The sequence below is a fragment of the Roseibium sp. MB-4 genome, from assembly GCF_053005265.1.
Genome location: NZ_JBRKQB010000002.1, coordinates 1,000,941 through 1,018,672, shown reverse-complemented (window position 1 = coordinate 1,018,672; position 17,732 = coordinate 1,000,941). Strand labels below are relative to the sequence as shown.

The window sequence follows — 17,732 nt, the reverse complement described above, 5'->3', positions numbered from 1 at the left end:
TTGGCCTTGTAACTTTGGAGAGGCGGACATGCATGTAGGGTTTATCGGTCTTGGCAATGTTGGCGGCAAATTGGCTGGCAGCATCTTGCGCAATGGTTTTGATCTCACGGTTCTCGATCTCGATGAAAACTTCATGGCGAAGTTTGCCGAGCTTGGTGCCAAAAAAGGGCGCAGTCCGAAACAGCTGGCTGAAGACTGCGATGTGGTGATTACCTGTCTGCCAAGTCCGGCCGCCTGTGCTGCAGTTGTCGAGGGGCCGGATGGTATTCTTGAAGGCATTGGTCCGGGCACCATTTGGGCGGAAATGTCGACAACGGACGCCAGCGAAGTCAAACGGCTTGCTGGACTGGTTGAAGAAAAGGGTGGTGAGGCGATTGAATGCCCGGTTTCAGGCGGATGCCACCGGGCGGCCACAGGTAATATTTCGATCTTCGCTGGGTGCAGCCGCGAGACCTTTGAAAAAGCCTTGCCTTTCCTGACTGTGCTGGGACGCCGAGTTCTGCACACGGGTGATATCGGGTCGGCTTCCGTGTTGAAAGTTGTCACAAATTATCTGGCGACCGCGAACCTTGTCTCCGTCTGTGAGGCCCTAACCACCTGCAAGGCGGCGGGTATGGATCTCAACACGGCCTATGAGGCGATTAAGATCTCATCCGGGACTTCCTTCGTGCATGAAACCGAAGGCCAGGTTATTCTCAACGGGTCCCGGGATATTTCCTTTACAATGGATCTGGTTGCCAAGGATATCGGATTGTTCCAGTCGATTGCCGACGAACACAGCGTTCCGCTCGAGCTGTCACCCCTGTTGAACCAGATCTTCGCCGATGGCATCTCCCGCTATGGTCCTCGCGAGCTGTCGCCGAACATCATCAAGCGGCTCGAGGATGCGACAGGACTCACGATCCTTGGAGATGGCTTTCCGGCCGAAATGGAAGATGACGAGCCGGAAGAACCGGGGTACGAAGTCAGACCAACAGCTGCGGTCGCCATCGCGGCGGAATGAGTCTGGAGTGATCTGACTGAGATGCTTGATAAATGCCAATTTTATATCGATGGGCAATGGGTTGCTCCAACTGAAGCCAATGACTTCGATGTCATCAATCCGGCAACGGAGCAGCCGGTTGCGGTCATCTCTTTGGGAGGTGAGGCAGACCTGAACAAGGCAGTGGATGCCGCAAAAGCAGCGTTTCAAACCTGGGGTGAGAGCTCGGTTGAAGAGCGTGTTGGCCTTTTTGAACGGATCATCGAAATCTACAATCGCCGGTCCGCTGACATGGATGAGGCGATCCGCCTTGAAATGGGAGCGCCAGCCAAGTTTGCCCGTGAACAGCAGACACCGTCAGGTTCCGGTCATTTTGAGGCAACGCTTGAAGCGCTCAAATCCCATCAATGGGAGCGGCCAAGCCCGCGCGGTGGCAGTACCTTGCGGGATGAGCCGATCGGTATTTGCGGTCTCATTACGCCTTGGAACTGGCCGATCAATCAGATAGCGGCAAAGGTCGCGCCAGCAATTGCCGCTGGATGCACTATGGTCCTGAAACCGAGCGAAATTGCGCCGCTCTCGGCGATGCTATTTGCCGAGATCCTGCACGAGGCCGGCTGCCCCAAAGGTGTCTTCAATCTGGTCAACGGGGACGGTCCCGGGATCGGAGTTCCAATGTCGTCACACCCCGACATCGACATGGTATCGTTTACCGGGTCGACCCGTGCCGGGACGTCCGTCTCCCAAAATGCAGCAGCAACGGTCAAACGGGTCGCTTTGGAACTCGGTGGCAAGTCGGCCAATATTCTTTTTGCCGATGCTGACCTAGAAACAGCCGTCCGGTTTTCGGTCGAAGGTTGTTTTGCCAACTCCGGCCAGTCTTGCGATGCTCCGACCCGGCTGCTGGTCGAGCGGTCTGTCTACGATGAAGTCCTCGCGTTGGCCGAACGATTTGCCGGCGAGACGGCTGTCGGCGATCCGGAGCAGGATGGAGATCACATTGGGCCGGTCGTGAGCCAGCTGCAATATGAGCGGATCCAGGGACATATCGAGGCGGGCATCAAGGAAGGCACCAAATTGCTTGCGGGCGGTGCGGGAAAGCCTGACGGGCTGGAAACCGGCTACTACGTCCGGCCAACCATTTTTGTGGACGTGTCCAATGACATGCATGTCGCGCGGGAAGAAATCTTTGGGCCGGTGCTTGCGGTCTTGCCGTTTGAGACGGAAGAAGACGCAATCCGCATTGCCAACGACACACCTTACGGTCTGGCAGCCTATATCCAGACCGGAGATCCGGAGCGGGCGGGCAGGGTCGCCCGAAAACTGCGCGCCGGAAACGTCTATATCAATGGCGCGGGCATTGACTACGACGTTCCTTTCGGTGGGTACAAGCAGTCCGGCAACGGCCGCGAATTCGGCCAGTTCGGTCTGGAAGATTTTCTGGAGCTCAAGGCGATCACGGCCTGATCGAACCATAAGAGCGGTTCCAGCGCGGGGATTGCTTGAGGTTGATGACAAACCCTAATCCTCTCAATAGTCATCCTCGGCCTTGTGCCGAGGATTCATATTTTTCAATAAGTTATGGATGTTCGGAACAAGTCCGAACATGACACCGGAGGGGGCTTGGACTGTGTCAGCAGTCTGGGGGGCTACGGGGACCGCTTATTACGTGTTCACCCCGCCGCAGAGCAGATCTGCAGAAGCGCGGCCATTGGCGGTGTTGCAAGGCCGAGGCAGCAGGCGTGAAGGGTTGCCAGAAACACGGTCAGCGTTGCGCCGGTACCAAGTGCCAGCATCAATGAAGGATCTTGCCGGACTTCCTCCACGGCGGCCTTCCAACTCAAGGTCTGTGCGGTCATCAGCTCACTCCTTTTCAGTTCCAGAGGTTCACATTGGGTGACATTTACCAAGCCGGTCACTCGGCTGCTTCCTGGGGTGTTTCTTCGGTTTTCTTTCCGCCAAACAGCCCGCCGAGCCAGCCTTTCTTTTCCTTTGAAGCGTCTGCGTCACCGGCAGCATCTACACTTTCTTCTGCCTCTTCGGGTGTGCTCGGGGCCACTTGTTCTGCAAATGCAGTGAAAAATTCACCAGCCAGGCGCTTGGCCGTGGAGTCGATCAGGCGAGCGCCGAGCTGCGCGAGCTTGCCGCCGACTTTGGCGTCGACCTCGTAGTGCAAAATGGTGGCGTCCGGCCCATCTGCTTCCAGTTGGACCTTCGCGCCGCCGCGTGCAAAGCCGGCCACACCGCCGGACCCTTCGCCCTCAATGCGATATCCGTTCGGCGGATCGAGATCGAGCAGTTCCACCTTGCCGCCGAACGTTGCCTTCACCGGGCCGACCTTCAGCTTCACTTTGGCTTCCAGCTCGGTGTCGGAGTGCTTGATCAACTCCTCGCAGCCGGGGATCGATGCCTTGAGAACTTCCGGGTCGTTCAGCGCCGCCCAAACCGTTTCGCGGGGCGCTTCGATCCGTTGGCTGTCGGTCATTTGCATGGAATTATACTCCGTCTGGTACTTCAAATGTGATGAACGTCGGTTCCACGTTGGCCCTTGCGGCGGACCATCAAGAGTTCGGCAAGGATCGAAAGGGCGATTTCTTCCGGCGTGATCGCACCAAGGTCGAGCCCGGCAGGACCGTCGATCCGATCAAGGCTCTCCTCGCGGATCCCCTTTTCGCGCAGCTTGGACTTCAGATGAGCGATTTTCCTGTGGCTACCGACAAAGGCGATGTGTTTCGAGTTCGCAGCAAGGGCGGACTCAAGCGCCGCCAAATCACCGCGCCCTTGGGTGGAGACTACAAGATAGCGCTCTGCGTTATTATTTTCTGGGACGTTAAAACCGTCTTTGATATCGCAAAACTCCGGGAATGCACTCAGGTCTTCGAGCGGGGCATGAGCAATACACTCAAAGCCGATGTTCGGCCCCTGCTGTGCTAGGGCGACGGCCACAGGGCTTGCTCCGAGGATAACAAGTTTCGGTCGTGGGAGAACCGGTTCGACGAAGATGTCCATCGTGCCCTGGCTTGGGCACATGTTCTTGGCAAACTGGACCCCTTGCCGGTTGTCTCCAGCTTCAACGCCAAGTTCCGCCAGCAGGTCTTCGGGCTGAATGGAAATCAGCTTTGTCTCGCCGTCCTCAATGGCAGCCTTCGCTGCCTTGATGACGGCGGACCGGGCACAGCCGCCACCAATCCACCCCCCTGCGATGCTGCCGTCTGCGGCAATAACGGCCTTTGCGCCGGCTTTCGCGGCAGTCACCGAAATGGTCCGGATGACTGTCGCCAGCGCATACGGTTCTGCATCTTTCCGCAGTTGCTCTGTCAAAGCGGAAACATCGGTTGCCGAGGCTTGTTGTGCAGCGCTCAGTGTTTCCGGAGCAGAGTGTTTCATTGGTGTCTCTCCCATCGCATCACAGGCGTTCAAGATAAGGTTCGAGGTCGGCCAGACTGTCGAGGTTATGCGCCGGCGCAAACAGATCGACATGGGGCAGGGCGGCCTGCATCCCGCCGGTTACCGGCTCGTAGCCATCCCACCCGATCATGGGGTTGAGCCAGACGATCCGCTTGCAGCGTTTGCGAAGCCGGGCCATCTCTTCGCCGAGCTGATCCGGTGTGCCCGTGTCATAGCCGTCGGAAAGGATCATCACACAGGTGCGGGAATGAATGACGCGGGCAGCGTGGGACCTGTTGAAATCCGCCAGCGCCTCACCGATCTTCGTCCCGCCGCCGATACCTTGGGCCATCAACCCCATCCGGTCGAGAGCGCGCGTTGCATCCCGTTCTGAAAGTGCGGATGAGACATGGACAAGCCGGGTGTGGAACAGGAAGGCCTCGGCTTCCCGGAAATTGTCGAGGAGCCCGTGCACGAACCGTGTGAAGACACCGGTGTAATTGCTCATCGACCCGGATGCATCGAGAAGGATCACCAGACGGAGCTGGCGCGCGCGCGGGCCCTTGCGGATCAACTCGATAGGCGTGCCGCCATGCGCTATTGAGTGACGGATCGTCTTGCGCAAGTCGAGCCGGGGACCCTTGCGCTTTTGCTTGTCCCGGCGGGTGAGGCGGATCCGCATTGCTTTGGCGAGGCTTTCCGCCAGTTCATGGGCTTTGGCCATTTGTTCCGGGTCATGGATGTTCCGGAAGTCGGTCTTGCCGAGGTGGTCCGCAATGCTGGCCCCCTCCCGGCGTCCTGACGGTGCCTCGTCGCCGGGCTCGTCCTCTTCGCCCGGAACCCGGTCAACATCACCTGCGATGGTGTCCTGACGCGGCCCTTGGGCATCAACCAACTCGCGGATGGTTTTCATGGTCTTCTTGGAAGTGCTGCCGGAGACCTTGATGCCGGATTTCACACCGCGCCCGAGCCAATAGGCATCGAACACGTCATCGAATTTGGTCCAGTCGGACAAGCGGCCGCAAAAAAGGGCCCGGAACGCTTCCTTCAGCCTCTGGGGACGTTTGATGATATCGGACTGAAGCAAGCGAGTTGCATCTTCCGTTTCGCCAACACCCACCTTGTACCCGCTGTCGCGTAAGGAACGCACGAACCCTGCGAGGCGTACCCGGACTGCGGCGCCAAGATCGTCATGGCAGTCAAGATGGACGGAGGCCATGGCTCAGGCCACCTTTCCAAGAAGCCGATCGGTGACTTCCGATGTAATGCGGGCCTGGTCTTCGCGTGTCTTCAGAACGCAGGCCAGCGTGTCGAAAACCATCCCACGCTGCTCATGCAGATTTTTTGTGCCGAGGCCGACAAGGGCAGCCGCCCAGTCGATGGTTTCTGCTACGCCCGGCACCTTTGTCAGGTCTTCCTTGCGCAACTTGCCCATCAGTTCGGCGATTTGCAGGGCAAGGGCTGTATCCAGTCCATCTACCCGGCTCAAAAGGATGCGCGCTTCGCGGCTACTGTCCGGGTAATCTACATAGTGATAAAGGCACCGGCGGCGCAATGCATCGGACAGCTCCCGTGTTCCGTTCGAAGTCAGGATGACCCTGGGAATGCTTTTGGCTTCGATGGTGCCGAGTTCGGGAATGGAGACCTGAAAGTCGGACAGGAGTTCCAATAGGAACGCCTCGAATTCTTCATCGGCCCTGTCAACTTCATCGATCAGAAGGACCGGTGCCTTGTCCTGGCGGATTGCAGCCAAAAGGGGACGTTCCAGAAGGTACTTCTCGGAAAACACCGCCTCTTCAACGGTGTCCGCATCGTCGCCGGTACCTTCCCGTGCCTTGATGGCGAGGAGCTGGCGCTGATAGTTCCACTCGTAAATGGCGTCGGAGCGGTCAAGACCCTCGTAGCATTGCAAACGGATCAGATCCGTGTTGTCCAGTTTTGCGAGCGCCTTGGCGACTTCCGTTTTACCGACCCCGGCTTCCCCTTCCAGAAGCAAAGGCCTGTTCAGCATCTCGGTGAGGAGAAGGGCCATGGCAAGGCCATCATCTGCAACGTATCCGGTGGCAGCGAGCGCTTCGGCCAGTGTGTCTTTTGTCTGGGTCGTCATGGTCTGTTCGGCCGGGCCAGTCAGCTGGACGCCAGCGCCTTTTCAGATTTTTCGTTGGCCGGTTTCGGCCAGACCACAAAACCATTCGCGACGGCGATTTCGAACACACGCCGGGACGGTGCATTGATTGGAAGAAGCAGATTATCGGCCTGCAGCGCATCAGTGAGTGTCATGAAATCGTCCTTGAATTGTCCCCCTCCCGGCCCCGGGAGGGAGATCCCATTCGATTGGGCTTAGCTGTGCGCGCCAAGATCCTTGGCCGCCTGCCAGACACGCCAGGCATCATGCGGCATCTGGATATGCGTTGAGCCGAGGAACTGAAACGCATCGTTGACCGCATTGGAAAAGGCAGGAACGCCGCCGACGTTCGGGCTTTCACCGACTCCCTTGGCGCCGATCGGGTGATGCGGGCTCGGGGTGACCGTGTGATCGGTTTCCCAATGCGGCGTTTCTACGGCGGTCGGCAGGAAGAAGTCCATGAACGAGGCGCCCATGACATTGCCTGTCTCGTCGTAGCGGATTTCCTGCCCCATCGCGATGGCGAAAGCCTCGGTCAAACCGCCATGCACCTGTCCTTCGATGATCATCGGGTTGATGCGGGTGCCACAATCGTCCAGCGCGTAGAACCGCCGTGTCTTGGCAACGCCCGTGTCGACATCGATGTCCATGACACAGAAGTACGCGCCGAACGGATAGGTCATGTTGGGTGGATCGTAGTAGCTGACCGCTTCCAGACCCGGCTCCATGTTCGGCGGTGGAGCGTTGTAGGCTGCCCAGGCTATTTCCTTCATCGACTTGCGGGCCTGCGGATTGCCTTTCACCTGGAACCCGTCGATGTCCCACTCCAGATCGTACTCGGAGACCTCCAACATGTGCGCCGCGATCATCTGCGCCTTGTTGCGAATTTTCCGCGCAGCAAGCGCGATAGCTGCACCGGCGACCGGTGTCGACCGGGAGCCATAGGTGCCAAGGCCATAAGGGGCCGTATCCGTATTACCTTCCTCGACCATGATGTCATCGGCCGGGATTCCAATCTCGGTTGCGATGATCTGGGCCCAGGTGGTCTCGTGGCCCTGGCCTTGGGACTTGGTGCCCATGCGCGAGATCACCGAGCCTGTCGGATGGACACGGATTTCCGCACTATCGAACATGGCAACACCGAGGATGTCACAGTTCTTCGACGGGCCGGCACCGACAATTTCAGTGAAGAACGAAATGCCGATGCCCATGATCTCGCGGGTTTCTCCGCGTTTGAAGGCGTCTTGTTTGGCTTTTTGTTCTTCGCGCAGCTGGCGGTAGCCGATGGTGTCCATCGCCTTTTGCATGGCCGTGTGATAGTCGCCGCTGTCATATTCCCAGCCGAGTGCCGACTGATATGGGAATTGTTCCTGCTTGACGAAGTTCTTCATGCGAAGATCGGCAGGGTCCATCTCCAGCTTCTGTGCCAGGATGTCCATGGCCCGTTCAATGCAGTAGGCTGCTTCCGTCACCCGGAAGGAACACCGGTAGGCAACCCCGCCTGGTGCCTTGTTGGTGTAGACCCCGTCGACCTCAAGATGGGCGGTCGGGAAATCATAGGAGCCGGTGACGATGTTGAAGAACCCGGCGGGCCATTTGGACGGGTCGGCGCAGGCATCAAAACCGCCGTGGTCGGCGAGCACGTGCACTTTCAGTCCGGTCACGGTGCCGTCTTTCTTCGCGGCGATTTCCGTGGTCATGTGATAGTCGCGGGCAAAGGATGTGGTGGAGAGGTTCTCCATCCGGTCCTCGACCCATTTCACCGGAACGCCGGTGACGATGGACGCAACAATCGAGCAGATGTAGCCTGGGTAAGCGCCCACCTTGTTGCCGAAGCCGCCGCCGATATCCGGCGCGATCACATGGATCTTGTGCTCCGGAATGGTTGACAGCAGCGAGGCAACCGTCCGGATAACATGCGGCGCCTGGAAGGTGCCCCAGACCGTCAGCTCTCCCTTCACCTTGTCCATGGACGCAACACACTGGCAGGTCTCCAGCGGTGACGGGTGTGTGCGGTGATAGGAGATCATCTCCTTGATGGTGACGTCGGCGTCGGAAAATGCTTTGGCGGTTTCGTCCTTGTCGCCCACTTGCCATTTGAAGATGTGGTTGTGGTGATCGCGCGGTCCGTGTGGGCCTTCTGTCTTGCCTTCAAGATCGGGCCGCAGGACGGGTGCGTCCGGGTCCATGGCCTTGAACGGATCAACCAGAACCGGCAGCTCTTCGTATTCGACTTCAACGAGCTGGATGGCATCATCCGCAATATAGCGGTTTTCCGCCACGACAAAGGCGACTTCCTGGTTCTGGTAGAGGACCTTGCCATCGGCCAGAACCATTTGGACGTCACCAGCTAGTGTCGGCATCCAGGCAAGGTTCACACCCTTCAGGTCTTCCGCCGTCAAAACGGCAATCACGCCTGGGATCTTGAGCGCTTCTGAAGCATCGATCTTGGTGATCTTTGCGTGCGGGTAGGGCGAGCGCACGAAATCACCGAACACCATGCCCGGCAGTTTGAGATCGTCCACATACTGGCCCTGGCCTTGCGTGAAGCGGATGTCTTCTACGCGCTTGCGCTTGCAGCCCATGCCTTCAAGGGCTGCTTCCCGCTGTTCCCGTGTCGGGGTCATGTCGTTCATTCTGCAGCCTCCTGGAAATCAGTGCCGTTGAGTTTGGCGGCGGCATACTGGATCGCCTTGACGATGTTCTGGTATCCGGTGCACCTGCACAGGTTGCCGGCGATCCCCATGCGGATTTCGTCTTCCGTTGGGTTCGGGTTTTCCTTCAAGAGAACATGCGCCCGCATAATCATGCCCGGTGTGCAGTAGCCACATTGGAGACCGTGCATCTGCCGGAAACCTTCCTGAAGGGCAGATAATGTGCCGTCCGGGTTGGCCATGCCTTCGACGGTTGTAAGATCTGCGCCGTTGGCCTGGGCTGCGAACATCGTGCAGGCCTTGACCGACATGCCGTTCATTTCGATGGTGCAGGCCCCACAGTGGGATGTTTCGCAACCAATATGCGGACCGGTGATGTCGAGATCTTCCCGCAGGAAGTGGATCAGAAGCGTGCGCGGCTCCACGAAGCGCTGCACTTTCTTTCCGTTGACGGTCATGGTGACCGGGATTTGTTCAATATCGCTCATTCTTGTCTCTCCCTCGTCCCCGGTCAGCTGCTTGCGCGCTCTGCTGCGCGGGCCAGTGCGCGTTCCAGCATCACGCCCGCCATTTTCGTGCGGTATTCGGCAGGACCACGTCCATCCGATGCCGGTTCGGTGATGGCCTTTGCGGCTGCGACAGCTCTCTTCACGGTCTCTGCGTCCATAGCGGACCCGGTCAGGATCTCGCCTGCCTTAGCGGCAAAAAGCGGAGTGTCGGCCACATTTGTGAGGGCTACGGAACAGGATGCGACGGTGCCGCCGTTCATTGTGAGGAGAACCGCTGCGGCGGCGGTGGCGTAGTCACCCACCTTGCGCTTCAGTTTTTCATAAGCATAACCATGGCCCGTCGCCGGTGTCGGGATCCGAACAGCGGTCAGAATTTCTTCCGGCGCCAGTGCCGTGAAATAGGCGGCCTCGTAAAACTCGCGCGCAGTGACTTCGCGGTCGCCGTCCGGGCCGGTCAGCACATAACTTGCGTTAAGGCATTGCATCAGGGCGGGCATGTCGTTGCCCGGATCGCCGTTAGCGACGTTGCCACCAAGTGTACCGAGATACCGGATTTGAGGATCGGCGATCAGCAGGGATGTTTCGCGAATGATCGGCAATTTTTCTGCAAGCAATTCCGAATGGATCATCTCGTGTTGGGTCGTCATCGCTCCGATGACGATTGTGCCGCCGTCCTCTGAAACACCCTTTAGGCCCTCGACACCGCCGAGGTCGATCAGATGCTCCGGTGCCGCCATTCGCAGCTTCATCATTGGGATCAGGCTGTGGCCTCCGGAAAGGGGCCGGGCTTCATCGCCGTGTTCGGCCAGGATCGCTACTGCTTCTTTGACAGTCGCTGGCCGGTGATATGTGAATTCACCAGGGATCACGTCTTTCTCCTCCCTCATTCAGCCAAATTGGCTGGGCCTGGTCCGGAACCCGGGCGAGGCCTTGCGTCAAAACGCGGCGCTCTCCTACACGCCGCATCATTGAGCAAGCGTCGCAGTTGCTGCAGCGCACTCTCAAGGAAACCTGCACAAATGACCTAGTAGTATGCACGGAATACGTTTATTCCCTCACGAATTACGTCATCATTACTGACGCTTTTTGTGAAAAAATCGATATTTTTGACTTTGGAGTGGAGATAAATTTGTTTGAAATGTCAGTAATTTAAGGAAATCATATTTCCAATAGACCTGTGGCTGTGCAGCGAAAGGCCAGAAAAGCGGTCTGGTTCACGAAATGCGGCCTTTGCACGCGTATGTTGCACTGCGTGCTGGGCGTTTTGCCGAAGGAAACCGATAGTACGATGCTAGTGAGCGGGAGCCGGGTCGGGTTCTGGAGCGTTGGTCGCCGACATTGTCGTGAGCTGGGATTTGACACGGCTCCAGCGAGAGCGGCTAACTGGTACAGACTGCCCTCCTTCACCCTGCAGGACCAGTAGGCCACCATCACCGGATCTCTTGAAGGAAGCGACACATGCAAGGTTCACGATGTGGCTCCGGTGCACCCGGTTGAAAGTTTTGCTGTCCAGCTGACGCTCGGCTTCGCTTATGGATAAGGGACAGAAATACTCCCGTGATCCGTCGAACAGTTTTGTGTAATGCGCATCTGCATGGATGGCCACGATCTCCGTTGTGGCGATCTGAGTTTTTTGACCGTCGTGTTCGATCGGCAGCATCCTTTTTGCCGTCAATTTCTGCGCTTGGATCGGAGTGGCGGCGGACTGTAAGCCATGGGCAGTGCGTTTGGAGGTCTGCTCCGGTTTGGCAGAAGACGAACCTCCGGAATTCGCTTCCGCAGCCGCAGGGCTCGCTGGTGTTGCCGCTTGCAAAGCAAGCTCATCATCGAAGTGGGGAGCCTCATCCCCTTCAAGAGGCTGTTCCGGGACAAGCTTGAGCAGAAAAAGACCGGAGACAAGAAAAGCCACACAGGACACCAAAATGGCGAGAGTTCCGGGGTCTAGGGCCGGAGCCAACGAGGGTGTTGGCGATACAAGCGGTTCAACGGTCAAGCCGGCCATCGCGATGTAATGCATTGCAGAGATCGCAAGCGCCATCACGACCGCGGAAAAAAACATTGGTGGCCGTCGTCCGGGGCCGAATAAGAGCCAGAGCGCAAGGCCTGAGGCGTTAAAGGCGATCAAGAAACTGGCAAATACATAGGCCGTGTCATGAGACAGACTTAACGACAGATGCAACGCGTACATGCCTAGATAGTGCATCGTGCATATCCCGGCCCCCATGACAAAGGCTGCGATCCCAAGGCGAACGGGCGTCAGTTGGCGATTGCTGGCCGCAAACACGCCGATACCGACGACGAGCACACAGACGAGAAAGGAAAGAAGGGTCGGCAATACAAGGAAGTTTGTCAGGACGGGCAGGCGGGCGGCGAGCATGCCGACAAAATGCATCGACCAAATCGCAAGTGCGAGTGTGAGCGCGGCTCCGGCCAACAGCAAGCGCCGACGGGGTTCAGTCGACGTACGGACTTGGACAGCCAAACCCAAACCAACAAAGCTGCCCTGAAACGCCATTATCAGGGAAAGCGCCACGAGCCAGGGCTCGTGCGTCACTGTCATTGTGAGCGTCCTCCCACTCAACACCATTCTTAGAACGAAGCAGTGTTCTGAGTACAGGATAAGTGAAGAAGTGGCTCAGGCCAAGTTTCCAGTTTTTAATGCAACTCATTCGCAATAAGCTTGACACTTGCGAATGAGTTGCAATATCACTTGCATCAGGGTCAAACACTTCTTGTGTGAGGTTTCAGTGAAAAAGACTGCTTTATTTGCTGCTGTGGCAGCGGTCGCGATGATGTCCGGGCAGAGCGCTTGGGCGGAAGATAAGATGAAGGTCGTTACGACCTTTACCGTCATTGCCGACATGGCCTCGAATGTTGCCGGTGATGCGGCTGAGGTGGTGTCCATCACCAAGCCAGGCGCTGAAATTCATGGGTATGAACCGACGCCGCAGGACATCGTACGGGCCTCCGATGCCGACCTAATTCTGTGGAACGGCATGAACCTGGAGCTTTGGTTTGAACAGTTCCTGTCAAACCTCGGCGACATTCCGTCGGCGACACTGACAAACGGCATTGATCCGATTTCCATCAGAAGCGGGTCCTACGAGGGCAAGCCCAACCCCCACGCTTGGATGGGCCTCAACAATGCGCAGGTCTACATCGACAACATTGCAGCTGCTTTTTCTGCTCAAGATCCGGCCAACGCGGACGTCTACAAACAGAATGCGGAAGCTTACAAAGAGCAGTTGCGTGGCGTAATCGAACCGCTTCGTGAGACAATCGCACAAGTTCCGGAAGACAAGCGTTGGCTTGTGACTTGTGAAGGTGCGTTTAGTTATTTTGTGCGCGATTTCGGCATGAAGGAACTGTACCTATGGCCGATGAATGCTGATCAGGTTGGGACACCGCAACAGGTCCGCTCGGTTATCGACGGCGTAAAAGAAAACAACATCCCGGTGGTCTTCTGTGAAAGCACGGTCAACACAGCGCCTGCTGAACAGGTCGCCCGGGAGACTGGCGCGAGTTATGGCGGGGTGCTTTATGTCGATTCACTCAGCGAAGCCGACGGGCAGGTCCCGACCTATCTCGACCTTCTGCGGGTGACCTCAACAACGGTCGCCAAAGGGCTCGAAAGCGCGACCAATTGATTTTTTCGCGGCGCCTTTCGGTGCCGCGGCTCTTCCCCGGCGGACCGGATTTTGTAATGATTGGATTTGTTGAATGTTGAAGGTCATCGAGGAGCCGGAGTTGGCATCGACAAACATGGTGTCAGATATCGGGATCTCCGCAGAGGACGTGACCGTAACCTACCGCAATGGCCATACCGCGCTTTGGAACGCCAGTTTTGAGATCCCGCGTGGCACAGTCACCGCACTCGTCGGCGTCAACGGGGCCGGTAAATCAACACTCTTCAAGGCTATCATGGGCTTTGTGCCAGCTGCGAAGGGAACCATTCAACTTCTGGGCATGAGCGTCAAAGAAGCGCTTCGCAAAAACCTCGTCGCCTACGTACCGCAGTCGGAAGAAGTAGACTGGTCTTTTCCGGTGCTGGTTGAAGACGTCGTCATGATGGGCCGGTATGGCCACATGGGGTTCTTACGCCGTCCCAAACAGTCCGATCACGATGCTGTTGCCGAAGCGCTCAGCCGGGTCAACATGCAGGATTACCGGAAGCGCCAGATCGGGGAACTGTCTGGTGGTCAGCGCAAACGTGTGTTCCTCGCGCGGGCACTGGCACAAGACGGCCAAGTCATTCTGCTCGATGAACCGTTCACGGGCGTCGACGTCAAAACCGAAGAGCAGATTATCGAACTCCTTGGAGAATTGCGGGCCGAAGGACGTGTGATGCTGGTCTCCACTCACAATCTCGGATCTGTACCGGAGTTCTGTGACCGCACTGTGCTGGTCAAGGGAACGGTGCTGGCCTTTGGCCCCACCGAAACGACGTTCACCCGTGAGAACCTGGAGCAGGCCTTTGGCGGCGTTCTCCGGCATTTCACGATCAGCGATCAGACGTTGCACACGGATGGGGATGACCGGAAGGTGACCATCCTGACCGATGATGAACGCCCATTTGTTCAATATGGAGATGAAACGCAAACGGCCGAGAAACGGCCATGATTGCCACTCTGCTTGAGCCTTTCAACTACGCCTATATGACCAACGCCATGTGGGTATCCGGGCTTGTCGGCGGCGTTTGTGCATTCCTTTCTGCCTATCTCATGCTCAAGGGCTGGTCTTTGATTGGTGACGCTCTTTCGCATTCTGTCGTACCGGGTGTCGCCGGCGCCTATATTCTCGGTTTGCCGTTTGCTCTCGGGGCTTTCATTGCCGGCGGGCTCGCTGCCGGAGCCATGTTGTTCCTGTCGGAACGGTCCGGATTGAAAGTCGATGTGATCATCGGATTGATCTTCACCTCATTCTTCGGACTGGGCCTCTTCATTGTGTCGGTCAATCCAATGTCGGTATCGATCCAGACCATCACCATGGGCAACATTCTGGCTATCACACCGGCAGACACGCTTCAGCTTGCTATTATCGGGTTTGTGTCGCTGGGCGTGCTGCTGCTCAAGTGGAAGGACCTGATGGTCACTTTCTTTGACGAGAACCACGCGCGCACCATTGGTCTGCGACCAGGACTCCTGAAGGCTGTTTTTTTCATACTTCTTTCTGCCTCCGTTGTGGCGGCCATGCAGACGGTCGGTGCCTTTCTGGTGATCGCTATGGTGGTCACGCCGGGTGCAACGGCATATCTTCTGTGTGACAGGTTCCCAAGACTGATCGCACTGTCTGTTGTGATTGGATCGGTCACCAGTTTTTCCGGTGCCTATATCAGCTATTTTCTGGATGGAGCGACCGGCGGGATCATCGTGGTGCTGCAGACCCTGATCTTTCTTGTTGCCTTTGTCTTTGCGCCAAAACACGGCCTTTTGGCCGCGCGCCGGAAAGCATCTGAAGCGCTTCGCAATGGGCCCTCTGATACCGTGTTGCCAGGACAGCCCGGCGGAGGGCCGCAGTGATGGATCTCGATTTTCTTCTTCTGCCGTTCAAATTCCCATTTATGCAGAACGCGTTCCTGATCTGCGTTCTGGTTTCGATTCCGACCGCGCTGTTATCCTGTTTTTTGGTCATGAAAGGATGGGCGCTGATGGGTGACGCTGTCAGTCATGCCGTTCTTCCCGGCATTGTGCTGGCCTACATCGTCGGTCTTCCCTTGATCCTGGGTGCCTTTGCCGCCGGCATGGTATGCGCTGTGGCAACTGGGTATCTCTCGACCAACAGCCGGGTAAAGCAGGATACCGTTATGGGTGTTGTTTTCTCCGGCATGTTCGGTCTTGGGATCGTGCTCTATGTGGCAGTCGAAACAAACGCTCACCTTGACCACATTCTGTTTGGAAACATGCTGGGTGTTGGCAATCAGGACCTCTGGACCGCCGGCATCATCTCACTTGTTGTTGCAGGTGGTCTGGTTTTGAAATGGAAGGATCTCGTCCTTCACAGCTTTGATGCCGCGCAGGCACAGGCCTCGGGGCTGCCGGTCAATTTGCTTCACTATGGCCTGCTTGCTGCACTCTCATTGACGATCGTTGCGACCCTTTCGGCGACCGGGCTGATCCTTGCCATTGGTTTGGTGATTGCACCGGGCGCGATCGCATTCTTGCTTGTGCGGAAATTCAGCACGATGCTCTGGGTGTCCGTGGTTGTCTGCATGCTCTCCATGCTTGCCGGTACGTATTTGAGCTTTTTCATCGACAGTGCGCCGGCACCGACCATTGTCTTGATCCTGACAGCAGCGTTCATTGCAGCCTTCATCCGCCGGCAAATTGTTACTCGGCAGATGTCTTTGCGCAGGGTTGAGGAGGACAGGACCCTCAAAGAGGTTTGAATTTTACAACGTTTGTTTCCTTTGAAATCGTTCAGGAACAGTGACGAAAAAAGCCGCCCCGAAGCGTTCGGGACGGCTTTTTCGTTTTGGACTTTTGACCGGGTCAGTTTTTGACCGGAAGTGTCAACGAGACAAGATCCTGGCCCACAATCGTGGTGCCGTCGAAACCGCTTTCGGCCACGGCTCCGGTATAGTCCTCGTTGGTTAGTGCGCCTTCAGGGAGTTTGTAGGGACCTTGGCGCGGGGCGCCGACCGGCGGGATCAGATGGGTAAGCATCAAGTGTTTTACCCCGGCCCTGCGGGCTAGATGCCCAAGGTCCGTGGCATTGCTTTGACGGAAATAAATCGGTGGTGGGAAGCCCGTGCCACCGTCTGGCCCCATGACCGGGTGGATCGTGGAATGCACGACAATGTCCGCACCTTGTGCCAGCTTTTCGACCTGGCCTGATGTAGATGTCTCTCGCGGCGGCTTGCGCACATCATTGCCTGCATCACCGCCGATCACCACGCTGCCGGCAGGGGTATCCACCCGATAGGAAGCATGTCCTGGGATGTGTGTTGACCGGATGGCGCTGACTGTTACGTCGCCTTTTGACCAGACTTCCTGGGCCTCATCTTGAGGTTTGAAGTCCTTGACATTGATCAGCTCGGCCGGGCCGCCGGGAAGGCGTTTTTTGTTTTCAGCAAGCCGTTGGGCGATTTCACCGGAGTTGATCAAGGCATCTCCGATATGTGTGGCAAAGCGCTCGCAGCTTAAGGAGAAGCCAAGCGGAGATTTGGTTTCCTCACTGCACACCAGATCAACCTTCGGCCCGCCAGAATTAAAGTGCCAGCGCAGCTGCATCATGTCTGCAAGGCCCTCGGTGTGATCGGAATGCAGATGGCTCAGGAAAATCGCATCGATTTTGCCGACCGGTACACCGGCCTGGGACAGGCGTTGTGTGGTTCCACGGCCGGTATCGAACTGCAAGCGCATGTCGTTGCATTTGTTTTCTTCCGAGCCGTACTGAACAAGAGTACCGGCACCCGCCTGTCCTTGAAAGACAGGTGGTCCGCCTTGGGTGCCGGTTAAGGTGACCTTGAGACAGTTTTCTGCCAGTGCGGGCGACGCCATCAAGGTGCCTGCGCTGAGCAGTAATCCAGAAATCAGTGTCCGAAACATCGCTTCCTCCCAATGGTTTCGTTTCTTCCTTCTTTGAGTCCCGTTTTTCTTGATCCTTTGGACGGCGCTGCGTGCTTTGCCCGGCGCCGGCCGATTTTTGCTTACGAGAAACTCGTTTTTTTCGCCGAAAGACCGACCGACAGCGTGAAACTGCCTTCATTGATCATCCAGCGTCGGAGTGTGTAGCTGCGAATCCCGCGCGCATGCATTGGGTCGCCATCAGCAAGCGCTCGAGCTTCTTCCAGAGACGTCGCTCGATAGATGATCATGCCTTCGCCCTGCATTTCTTCGCCGGTTTCATCGGAGACCGGACCAGCAAAGGCGAGACTGCCGGATGCTTCCAACTGCGCCTGGTATGCGAGGTGATCAGGGAGGGTCCCGGGAATGTCCGCGTCCGGTCCGACAGGTTTTGTGTTGACGACATAAAGCTCCAAAGCAAGCGCACCGCGCTCTTTGGCGATCTGCTTATATTCCTGCCATTTGGGCATTCTTATCCTCCAATTTCGAGGTAGTATAAAAAAATCGATA

At 57.1% G+C, this 17,732-nt stretch carries 18 protein-coding genes; 6 read left to right on the top strand and 12 right to left on the bottom strand.

Annotation, left to right across the window (positions count from 1 at the left end; genetic code table 11):
- The first annotated feature begins 28 nt into the window (after window positions 1–28).
- Together ACVDG4_RS15875 and ACVDG4_RS15870 are read left to right on the top strand one after the other, a co-directional pair.
- Window positions 29–1,003 carry an NAD(P)-dependent oxidoreductase gene (locus tag ACVDG4_RS15875; RefSeq protein WP_447235794.1) on the top strand — a complete coding sequence of 325 codons (975 nt, stop codon included), beginning with the start codon at window positions 29–31 and terminating at the stop codon, window positions 1,001–1,003.
- Window positions 1,004–1,024: 21 nt separating this feature from the next.
- Complete coding sequence (locus tag ACVDG4_RS15870; protein ID WP_447235793.1) at window positions 1,025–2,449, top strand: aldehyde dehydrogenase family protein; 1,425 nt, start codon at window positions 1,025–1,027, stop codon at window positions 2,447–2,449.
- 206 nt (window positions 2,450–2,655) lie between these two features.
- Here ACVDG4_RS15870 and ACVDG4_RS15865 read toward each other — a convergent pair whose 3' ends face one another.
- From ACVDG4_RS15865 to ACVDG4_RS15820, 10 genes are all read right to left on the bottom strand, one after another.
- Window positions 2,656–2,841, bottom strand: coding sequence for a hypothetical protein (locus tag ACVDG4_RS15865; protein ID WP_447235792.1), 186 nt, complete (start codon window positions 2,839–2,841; stop codon window positions 2,656–2,658).
- 56 nt (window positions 2,842–2,897) lie between these two features.
- Window positions 2,898–3,473: an SRPBCC family protein gene (locus tag ACVDG4_RS15860; protein ID WP_447235791.1), complete on the bottom strand. Its 576-nt coding sequence runs from the start codon at window positions 3,471–3,473 to the stop codon at window positions 2,898–2,900.
- 23 nt (window positions 3,474–3,496) lie between these two features.
- Window positions 3,497–4,369 (bottom strand): XdhC family protein, encoded by an 873-nt coding sequence (locus ACVDG4_RS15855; protein WP_447235790.1) that lies wholly within the window; start codon window positions 4,367–4,369, stop codon window positions 3,497–3,499.
- Between the two features lie 19 nt (window positions 4,370–4,388).
- Window positions 4,389–5,588: a vWA domain-containing protein gene (locus ACVDG4_RS15850; RefSeq protein ID WP_447235789.1), complete on the bottom strand. Its 1,200-nt coding sequence runs from the start codon at window positions 5,586–5,588 to the stop codon at window positions 4,389–4,391.
- A 3-nt stretch (window positions 5,589–5,591) separates the two neighbouring features.
- On the bottom strand, window positions 5,592–6,476 hold the full coding sequence (locus ACVDG4_RS15845; protein ID WP_447235788.1) for an AAA family ATPase: 885 nt from the start codon (window positions 6,474–6,476) through the stop codon (window positions 5,592–5,594).
- Window positions 6,477–6,496: 20 nt separating this feature from the next.
- On the bottom strand, window positions 6,497–6,649 hold the full coding sequence (locus ACVDG4_RS15840; RefSeq protein ID WP_306147633.1) for a hypothetical protein: 153 nt from the start codon (window positions 6,647–6,649) through the stop codon (window positions 6,497–6,499).
- 60 nt (window positions 6,650–6,709) lie between these two features.
- Entirely contained in the window at window positions 6,710–9,130 is a 2,421-nt protein-coding gene (locus tag ACVDG4_RS15835) for an aerobic carbon-monoxide dehydrogenase large subunit (protein WP_447235787.1), read from the bottom strand.
- A complete protein-coding gene (locus ACVDG4_RS15830) occupies window positions 9,127–9,636 on the bottom strand; it encodes a (2Fe-2S)-binding protein (protein WP_133951768.1) in 510 nt (169 codons plus the stop codon). Before ACVDG4_RS15830 ends, ACVDG4_RS15835 begins: the two co-directional genes overlap by 4 nt.
- Before the next feature lie 23 nt (window positions 9,637–9,659).
- Complete coding sequence (locus tag ACVDG4_RS15825) at window positions 9,660–10,526, bottom strand: FAD binding domain-containing protein (RefSeq protein ID WP_447235786.1); 867 nt, start codon at window positions 10,524–10,526, stop codon at window positions 9,660–9,662.
- A 422-nt stretch (window positions 10,527–10,948) separates the two neighbouring features.
- On the bottom strand, window positions 10,949–12,217 hold the full coding sequence (locus ACVDG4_RS15820; protein ID WP_447235785.1) for an MHYT domain-containing protein: 1,269 nt from the start codon (window positions 12,215–12,217) through the stop codon (window positions 10,949–10,951).
- A 229-nt stretch (window positions 12,218–12,446) separates the two neighbouring features.
- Between ACVDG4_RS15820 and ACVDG4_RS15815 the strand changes: the two genes are divergently transcribed.
- The 4 genes from ACVDG4_RS15815 to ACVDG4_RS15800 all read left to right on the top strand — a co-directional run bounded on the left by ACVDG4_RS15815 (window position 12,447) and on the right by ACVDG4_RS15800 (window position 16,042).
- Window positions 12,447–13,304: a metal ABC transporter substrate-binding protein gene (locus tag ACVDG4_RS15815; protein ID WP_447235915.1), complete on the top strand. Its 858-nt coding sequence runs from the start codon at window positions 12,447–12,449 to the stop codon at window positions 13,302–13,304.
- A 73-nt stretch (window positions 13,305–13,377) separates the two neighbouring features.
- Complete coding sequence (locus ACVDG4_RS15810; RefSeq protein ID WP_447235784.1) at window positions 13,378–14,277, top strand: manganese/iron ABC transporter ATP-binding protein; 900 nt, start codon at window positions 13,378–13,380, stop codon at window positions 14,275–14,277.
- Window positions 14,274–15,176 (top strand): metal ABC transporter permease, encoded by a 903-nt coding sequence (locus ACVDG4_RS15805; RefSeq protein ID WP_447235783.1) that lies wholly within the window; start codon window positions 14,274–14,276, stop codon window positions 15,174–15,176. Before ACVDG4_RS15810 ends, ACVDG4_RS15805 begins: the two co-directional genes overlap by 4 nt.
- Window positions 15,176–16,042 (top strand): metal ABC transporter permease, encoded by an 867-nt coding sequence (locus tag ACVDG4_RS15800; protein WP_133951772.1) that lies wholly within the window; start codon window positions 15,176–15,178, stop codon window positions 16,040–16,042. Before ACVDG4_RS15805 ends, ACVDG4_RS15800 begins: the two co-directional genes overlap by 1 nt.
- 103 nt (window positions 16,043–16,145) lie before the next feature.
- Here the strand turns inward: ACVDG4_RS15800 and ACVDG4_RS15795 are convergent, their stop codons facing one another.
- Window positions 16,146–17,204: an MBL fold metallo-hydrolase gene (locus tag ACVDG4_RS15795; RefSeq protein WP_447235782.1), complete on the bottom strand. Its 1,059-nt coding sequence runs from the start codon at window positions 17,202–17,204 to the stop codon at window positions 16,146–16,148.
- Window positions 17,205–17,305: 101 nt separating this feature from the next.
- The gene (locus ACVDG4_RS15790; protein WP_447235781.1) at window positions 17,306–17,692 is read right to left on the bottom strand and encodes a YciI family protein; all 387 of its coding nucleotides are present in this window, start codon (window positions 17,690–17,692) and stop codon (window positions 17,306–17,308) included.
- Between the last annotated feature and the right edge of the window lie 40 nt (window positions 17,693–17,732).

Excerpts from the sequence above, each read along its gene's own strand:
- ACVDG4_RS15840 (WP_306147633.1), bottom strand. The coding sequence starts at position 6,649 with ATGACACTCACTGATGCGCTGCAGGCCGATAATCTGCTTCTTCCAATC.
- ACVDG4_RS15795 (WP_447235782.1), bottom strand. The coding sequence starts at position 17,204 with ATGTTTCGGACACTGATTTCTGGATTACTGCTCAGCGCAGGCACCTTG.
- ACVDG4_RS15845 (WP_447235788.1), bottom strand. The coding sequence starts at position 6,476 with ATGACGACCCAGACAAAAGACACACTGGCCGAAGCGCTCGCTGCCACC.
- ACVDG4_RS15860 (WP_447235791.1), bottom strand. The coding sequence starts at position 3,473 with ATGCAAATGACCGACAGCCAACGGATCGAAGCGCCCCGCGAAACGGTT.
- ACVDG4_RS15855 (WP_447235790.1), bottom strand. The coding sequence starts at position 4,369 with ATGAAACACTCTGCTCCGGAAACACTGAGCGCTGCACAACAAGCCTCG.
- ACVDG4_RS15865 (WP_447235792.1), bottom strand. The coding sequence starts at position 2,841 with ATGACCGCACAGACCTTGAGTTGGAAGGCCGCCGTGGAGGAAGTCCGG.
- ACVDG4_RS15815 (WP_447235915.1), top strand. The coding sequence starts at position 12,447 with ATGATGTCCGGGCAGAGCGCTTGGGCGGAAGATAAGATGAAGGTCGTT.
- ACVDG4_RS15820 (WP_447235785.1), bottom strand. The coding sequence starts at position 12,217 with ATGACAGTGACGCACGAGCCCTGGCTCGTGGCGCTTTCCCTGATAATG.
- ACVDG4_RS15805 (WP_447235783.1), top strand. The coding sequence starts at position 14,274 with ATGATTGCCACTCTGCTTGAGCCTTTCAACTACGCCTATATGACCAAC.
- ACVDG4_RS15870 (WP_447235793.1), top strand. The coding sequence starts at position 1,025 with ATGCTTGATAAATGCCAATTTTATATCGATGGGCAATGGGTTGCTCCA.
- ACVDG4_RS15835 (WP_447235787.1), bottom strand. The coding sequence starts at position 9,130 with ATGAACGACATGACCCCGACACGGGAACAGCGGGAAGCAGCCCTTGAA.
- ACVDG4_RS15810 (WP_447235784.1), top strand. The coding sequence starts at position 13,378 with ATGTTGAAGGTCATCGAGGAGCCGGAGTTGGCATCGACAAACATGGTG.
- ACVDG4_RS15850 (WP_447235789.1), bottom strand. The coding sequence starts at position 5,588 with ATGGCCTCCGTCCATCTTGACTGCCATGACGATCTTGGCGCCGCAGTC.
- ACVDG4_RS15830 (WP_133951768.1), bottom strand. The coding sequence starts at position 9,636 with ATGAGCGATATTGAACAAATCCCGGTCACCATGACCGTCAACGGAAAG.
- ACVDG4_RS15800 (WP_133951772.1), top strand. The coding sequence starts at position 15,176 with ATGGATCTCGATTTTCTTCTTCTGCCGTTCAAATTCCCATTTATGCAG.
- ACVDG4_RS15875 (WP_447235794.1), top strand. The coding sequence starts at position 29 with ATGCATGTAGGGTTTATCGGTCTTGGCAATGTTGGCGGCAAATTGGCT.
- ACVDG4_RS15790 (WP_447235781.1), bottom strand. The coding sequence starts at position 17,692 with ATGCCCAAATGGCAGGAATATAAGCAGATCGCCAAAGAGCGCGGTGCG.